The following is a 5,382-nucleotide window of genomic DNA, read 5'->3' as shown; positions in this document are numbered from 1 at the left end:
GTCGAGACGGACGGTGAACCGGCCGCGGTCGACGGTGACGACCCGGCCGTCGACGGCCTCGTCATGGCTGGGGCGGAGCCGGCTGCGCGGCCGGGTGCCCCGGCCGGGCCGCACCCGCACATCGTCCTCGTCGTAGCGACGGGCCGGGCGCGGGTTCTGACGGTTACTCAGCAGAGACTCCGAGCATGCCGTTCCACAGGTCGACGAATTCGGGCATCGTCTTCCCGGTGGTGGCGATGTCCTCGACCTCGACGCCGGGAATCAACAGGCCGATCAGGGCCCCGGTGGTGGCCATGCGGTGGTCGGCGTAGGTGCCGAACACGCCGCCGTGCAGCGGGCGCGGCCGGATGGTCAACCCGTCGCGGGTCTCGGAGACGTCGCCGCCGAGGGTGTTGATCTCGGTGGCCAGTGCGGCCAGGCGGTCGGTCTCGTGCCCGCGCATGTGCCCGATGCCGCGCAGGGTGCTCGGCGTGCTCGCCAGCGCTGCGATGCCGGCGATGGTCGGGGCCAGTTCGCTCACCTCGCGCAGGTCTGCGTCGATGCCGAGGATCCGACCCCGTCCGCGCACCACCAGGCCGCCGCGACCGAGCCGGCATTCCGCGCCCATCCGCGCCAGCAGGCCGCGCAGCAGGTCCCCGGGTTGCGTGGTGGCCCGTGGCCAGCCGGCCACGGTCACCGTGCCGCCGGTCACCAACGCGGCGGCCAGGAACGGCGCGGCGTTCGACAGGTCGGGCTCGACGTCGAGGTCGCGGGCGACGATCCGGCCCGGTGCGACCCGCCAGCGCTGTGGGGTCTCGTCCTCGATGTCCACGCCGGCCTGACGCAGCATCAGCACGGTCATCCGAATGTGCGGCAGCGAAGGAACGGGCGGGCCGACGTGCACCACGTCGATGCCCTTGTCGTAGCGGGGCGCGGCCAGCAACAGGCCGGAGACGAACTGCGAGGAGGCCGAGGCGTCGATCTGCACGTTGCCGCCGGGCAGTCCGCCGCGCCCGCGGACGGTGAAGGGCAGGTGACCGGTACCGGTGTCGATGCTCGCGCCGAGGTCGCGCAGCGCGGACAGCACGGGGCCCATCGGCCGTTCCCGGGCGCGGGGGTCCCCGTCGAAGCTGATCTCGCCGTAGGCGAGCACGGCCACCGGCGGAACGAAGCGCATCACGGTGCCCGCCAGGCCGCAGTCCACCGCGGCCGGACCCTGCAAGGGATGGGGTTCTACCCGCCAGTCCGGGCCGGTGCCCGCACCCGGAATCTCGGACACGGCGGTCCCGAGCGCACGCACCGCGCCCACCATCAGGTCGGTGTCTCGGGAAACCAGCGGCCGGCGGATCGTGCTGGGCCCGTCGGCGAGCGCCGCGAGCAGCAGCGCGCGATTGGTGATGGACTTCGACCCGGGCACATGCACCGTCGCGTCCACCGGGCCCACCGCGAGCGGGGCCGGCCAGGGCGCGGGAGAAGTCACGTTCGTTGAGGGTAGTCGCCGCGCAGGGAAGGTCGGTCATTGCCGGAGCAGCCACGGGTGATCGAGACCCCCGGGGGACCGGCGAGCGCGGAAGTGTTCGCGGTGTCCAAGGGAAAGCCGAAACGCACGCTCGTGCTCGGGCACGGAGCCGGCGGTGGCACCGGGGCCCGGGATCTGCAGGCCCTGGCGCAGGCGCTGCCCGCGCGCGGCACCTCGGTGGTGCTGGTGGAACAGCCCTGGCGCCTCGCCGGCAGGAAGGTCGCCGGGCCGCCGCCGACCCTGGACGTGGCGTGGATCGCGGTGCTGGAAGAGCTGAGAAGGGCGCCCCAATTCACGGGACTCCTCTCCCCGTCGCTGATCGTGGGTGGGCGCTCGGCGGGGGCGCGCGTCGCCTGCCGGACGGCCACCACGGTGGGGGCCGTCGCGTGCCTGGCGCTGTCCTTCCCGCTGCACCCGCCGGGCCGCCCGGAGCGCAGCCGGGTGGACGAGCTGCTGGGGACGGGTGTTCCGACCCTGGTGGTGCAGGGGGAGAGGGACAGCTTCGGCGGCCCGCCGGAGTTCCCGCCCGGGACCGAGATCGCCGAGGTCCCCGGCGCCGACCACGGCTTCAAGGTGCCGGCCCGGGCCGAACTCGGCCAGGCGGGAGCGCTCGCCCTGATCACTGACGCGGTAATGGAATGGATCTCCGCGTTGTAGGAACGGGAATCTCGGTTGACTTTTGGTGGTTACAGCTCCAGTCCGCACACGTCGATTGGAGGAGGTCCGGATGAGCGCTCTGCTCGCACCGCCGGCACCCAAGGCAACGCGGAATGCGCCGCCCGCACCCCATCCGAAGCTGAAGGGGCGTGGCATAGGCTCGATGGTGATGACCACCACGGAGACTCAGGAACAGCGCGTCGCGCGCTTCGAGCGCGATGCCCTGCCGTTCCTGGACCAGCTCTACGCCGCCGCGATGCGGATGACCCGGAACCCGGCCGACGCCGAGGACCTGGTGCAGGAGACCTTCGCCAAGGCCTTCGCCTCGTTCCACCAGTTCGAGGACGGCACGAACCTCAAGGCGTGGCTCTACCGCATCCTCACGAACACGTTCATCAACTCCTACCGCAAGAAGCAGCGCGAGCCGAAGCAGAGCGGTGCCGAGGACGTCGAGGACTGGCAGCTCGCCCGCGCGGAATCGCACACCTCCACCGGACTGAAGTCGGCCGAGGTCGAGGCCCTCGAGCACCTGCCCGACTCCGATGTGAAGGACGCGCTGCAGGAGTTGCCGGAGGACTTCCGGATCGCGGTGTACCTCGCCGACGTCGAGGGCTTCGCGTACAAGGAAATCGCCGAGATCATGGGCACCCCGATCGGCACCGTGATGTCGCGGTTGCACCGGGGCCGGCGCCAGCTCCGCGATCTGCTGTCCGACTACGCCCGCGACCGGGGCCTGGTCCCGGCCGGCCCCCCAGGTTCGGGAACTGTTGAGCCCGCCACGGAGGACCCGTCATGACATCCGGGCTGCCTCACTTCACCTCGTGCGCGGACGTCATCGCCCGCGTCGCCGAGTTCATCGACAGCGAGCTGGACCAGGCGGACTGCGCGAAGATCCAGGAGCACCTCGACGAGTGCGGGCCCTGCCTGCGCGAATTCGGGCTGGATCAGCTGGTCAAGGACATCGTCAAGCGGGGATGCGGTTGTGAACCGCCGCCCGAGGATCTGCGCTTGAAGGTGATGATCCGGATCCGCGAGGTCCAGGTACAGATCACCATCGAGGACTGACATCTGCCAGTGACCCGCCCCTGGGGAATGTCACTCACTCCCAGCGCGTGACATGACGGGCGACACGCCCGAAATCTCCGCAATGTCACGAAGGCCCCCGCCGCTCTAGCGGCAGGGGCCTTTCCGGTGTTGCGTCCGCTTCAGGAGTTGGGACGACGACCGTGATTCGACTTCGACCTTTTGCGGGCCTTGCGGCGCCGAGCTCTCTTGCCCATGGGTTCGCTCCCTCGATTTCGATTCGACCGACATCGTCCCACACCCCTTCGGAGGAGCAGGAGCGCGCACCTGGGCTCTCCGGTGACTACACAGCGTGGCGCGCCACAACCCGTCCGGGTGATCGATCTCCCGGATATGGGCACTTAGTGTGCGTAACGTTTTGAAGATCAACTGAAGGGCCAATCTGGAGGTTCTTCAGCCGAAGAAGGGGCAATTCCCATGGGCAAGCTCCGCTCTGTCATCGAACAGTTCCTGTCGGCGGGTTCCACCGCCAAGTGGGAGTAAATCCGGCGCGTCCGCCGGCCACCCGAGCCAGGAGGGGAGGTGTCGTTGTCATGCGCGAAGAGAACTGGAAGTGGGGCTGAGCACCCGCTGATTCCTGACCGTCCCGGAGACTAGAGTCCGGAACGGAACCCTGAGCGGGACGGGGAGGAGATGTCTGCTCTTCCCTGGCGTGCGCGGGTGTACGTCATCGCGGTGTGCGTAGCTGCCGTCGCCGCCGCGTCTGCCGTCTTCTTCACCGGTACCGATCCGGTGGCCCTGGTCGTGATCGGCCTCTTGTTCGCCGTTCTCGACCCGCTCTCCACCGTCAGCCTCGGCCGTGGCCGTGGGGTGACGCTCTCGGCGAGCTTCCCGGTCTCACTCGCTGCCGTGATTCTGCTCGGACCGGCCGGGTCAGCCCTGATCAGCTTGGCGAGCGCGGCGTACCAGCCGGCGCGGCCGCCGATGGTCAAGCGGCTGTTCAACGCCGCCGAACTCGCGGTGTCCGCCGCCTGCGCCGGCGTGGTCTACACCGGGCTCGGCGGCGAGGACAAGCTCGGCAGCGACGACTTCCCCCTGGTGCTGCTGGTCGTGGTCGCGACCGCCGCTGTGTACAGCGCGGTCAACGCGAGCCTGGTCGCCGGGGTTCTCACCCTCGCCCAGGGGGTGCCGTTCGGGCACGGCCTGCGCACCACGCTGTCGACCGGCCTGGTCGGCTACCTGCTCTACGGCCTCTTCGGTCTGATGATGGCCGTGCTGTGGAGCACCGAGGTCGGCGCGCTGGCGGCCGCGCTGGTCCTGCTGCCCCTGTTGGTGGCCCGGTGGGCCTTCGGCCAGTACGCGGCCGAGCGGGAGGCCTACGAGCGCACCGTCCGGACCCTGGTGGCCGCCGTGGAGACCAAGGACCTCTACACCCGCGGCCACTCCGAGCGGGTCTCCACCGGCGCGGAACTGATCGCCCGTCGGATCGGGATGTCCGAGGACCGGGTCGAACTGCTCCGCTTCGCCGGCCTGCTCCACGACATGGGCAAGCTCGGGGTCCCGACCCGGTTGCTGCAGAAGGATGGCCCGCTCACCCCGGAGGAATTGCAGATCATCGCGCTGCACCCGGTGCGCGGGGTCGAGATGGTGCGCGAGATCGAGTTTCTGCGCGAGGCCTACGACGGGATCATGCATCACCACGAGCGGATGGACGGCCTCGGTTACCCGATGGGGCTGAAGGGTGATCAGATCCCCGAATTCGCCCGGGCGATCGCGGTTGCGGACGCCTTCGACGCGATGACCTCGACCCGCTCCTACCGGCCGGCCCGCGACCCGGCCGAGGCGATGGCCGAACTCGAGCGGTGCCGGGGCACGCACTTCGACCCGGCCATGGTCGCCGCCTTCGCGGCCGCGGTCGTCGAGCACGGCTGGACGCCGGCCGAGGTGCCGGTGCAGGCTGCGCTGCTGGACGCCGAGCGCGGGCACATCACTCGCTACGACCACGACGACCCGACCGCAAGCCAGGCCCCCGGGCCGCTGCTGGACGAGCAGGTCGATGAGCCGCGCGGCACGCAGGCCGACGAGCAGGCCGACCGATGAAAGCCACCATCGGGCCGCTGGTGCCGATCGCGGCCATCGTCGTGGTGGCGGCGGTGGCGCACACCGCGGCCGAGGGCGTCGTCGATCCCTGGGTGGCCCTGGCC

5 protein-coding genes and 1 pseudogene are annotated in these 5,382 nt (G+C 70.4%); 4 read left to right on the top strand and 2 right to left on the bottom strand.

Going from position 1 to position 5,382, the window contains the following annotated elements:
- Positions 1 to 120 (bottom strand): annotated as a pseudogene (locus tag H0X00_RS24005) (ribosome small subunit-dependent GTPase A); the annotation flags it as partial.
- Between the two features lie 43 nt (positions 121 to 163).
- Positions 164 to 1,459, bottom strand: coding sequence for a 3-phosphoshikimate 1-carboxyvinyltransferase (gene aroA, locus H0X00_RS21225; RefSeq protein ID WP_293774595.1), 1,296 nt, complete (start codon positions 1,457 to 1,459; stop codon positions 164 to 166).
- Between the two features lie 93 nt (positions 1,460 to 1,552).
- Here aroA and H0X00_RS21220 point away from each other — a divergent pair, with 93 nt between their 5' ends.
- The 4 genes from H0X00_RS21220 (at position 1,553) to H0X00_RS21205 (ending at position 5,278) form a co-directional block, all read left to right on the top strand.
- Positions 1,553 to 2,155 (top strand): alpha/beta family hydrolase, encoded by a 603-nt coding sequence (locus H0X00_RS21220; protein ID WP_367186723.1) that lies wholly within the window; start codon positions 1,553 to 1,555, stop codon positions 2,153 to 2,155.
- A 163-nt stretch (positions 2,156 to 2,318) separates the two neighbouring features.
- Positions 2,319 to 2,951 carry a sigma-70 family RNA polymerase sigma factor gene (locus tag H0X00_RS21215; protein WP_367186722.1) on the top strand — a complete coding sequence of 211 codons (633 nt, stop codon included), beginning with the start codon at positions 2,319 to 2,321 and terminating at the stop codon, positions 2,949 to 2,951.
- On the top strand, positions 2,948 to 3,220 hold the full coding sequence (gene rsrA / locus H0X00_RS21210) for a mycothiol system anti-sigma-R factor (protein WP_293774592.1): 273 nt from the start codon (positions 2,948 to 2,950) through the stop codon (positions 3,218 to 3,220). Before H0X00_RS21215 ends, rsrA begins: the two co-directional genes overlap by 4 nt.
- 651 nt (positions 3,221 to 3,871) lie before the next feature.
- Positions 3,872 to 5,278 (top strand): HD-GYP domain-containing protein, encoded by a 1,407-nt coding sequence (locus tag H0X00_RS21205; RefSeq protein ID WP_293774590.1) that lies wholly within the window; start codon positions 3,872 to 3,874, stop codon positions 5,276 to 5,278.
- Positions 5,279 to 5,382 lie beyond the last annotated feature (104 nt).

Origin of the sequence: Sporichthya sp. (assembly GCF_013815995.1) — a bacterium.
In the GTDB taxonomy this organism is placed as follows: Bacteria; Actinomycetota; Actinomycetes; order Sporichthyales; family Sporichthyaceae; genus Sporichthya.
Note: the sequence above shows the minus strand (reverse complement) of the source record. Positions and strands in the feature narration are given on the sequence as shown.

Coding starts and splice junctions, on each gene's coding strand:
- H0X00_RS21215 (WP_367186722.1), top strand. CDS start 2,319: ATGGTGATGACCACCACGGAGACTCAGGAACAGCGCGTCGCGCGCTTC.
- H0X00_RS21205 (WP_293774590.1), top strand. CDS start 3,872: ATGTCTGCTCTTCCCTGGCGTGCGCGGGTGTACGTCATCGCGGTGTGC.
- rsrA (WP_293774592.1), top strand. CDS start 2,948: ATGACATCCGGGCTGCCTCACTTCACCTCGTGCGCGGACGTCATCGCC.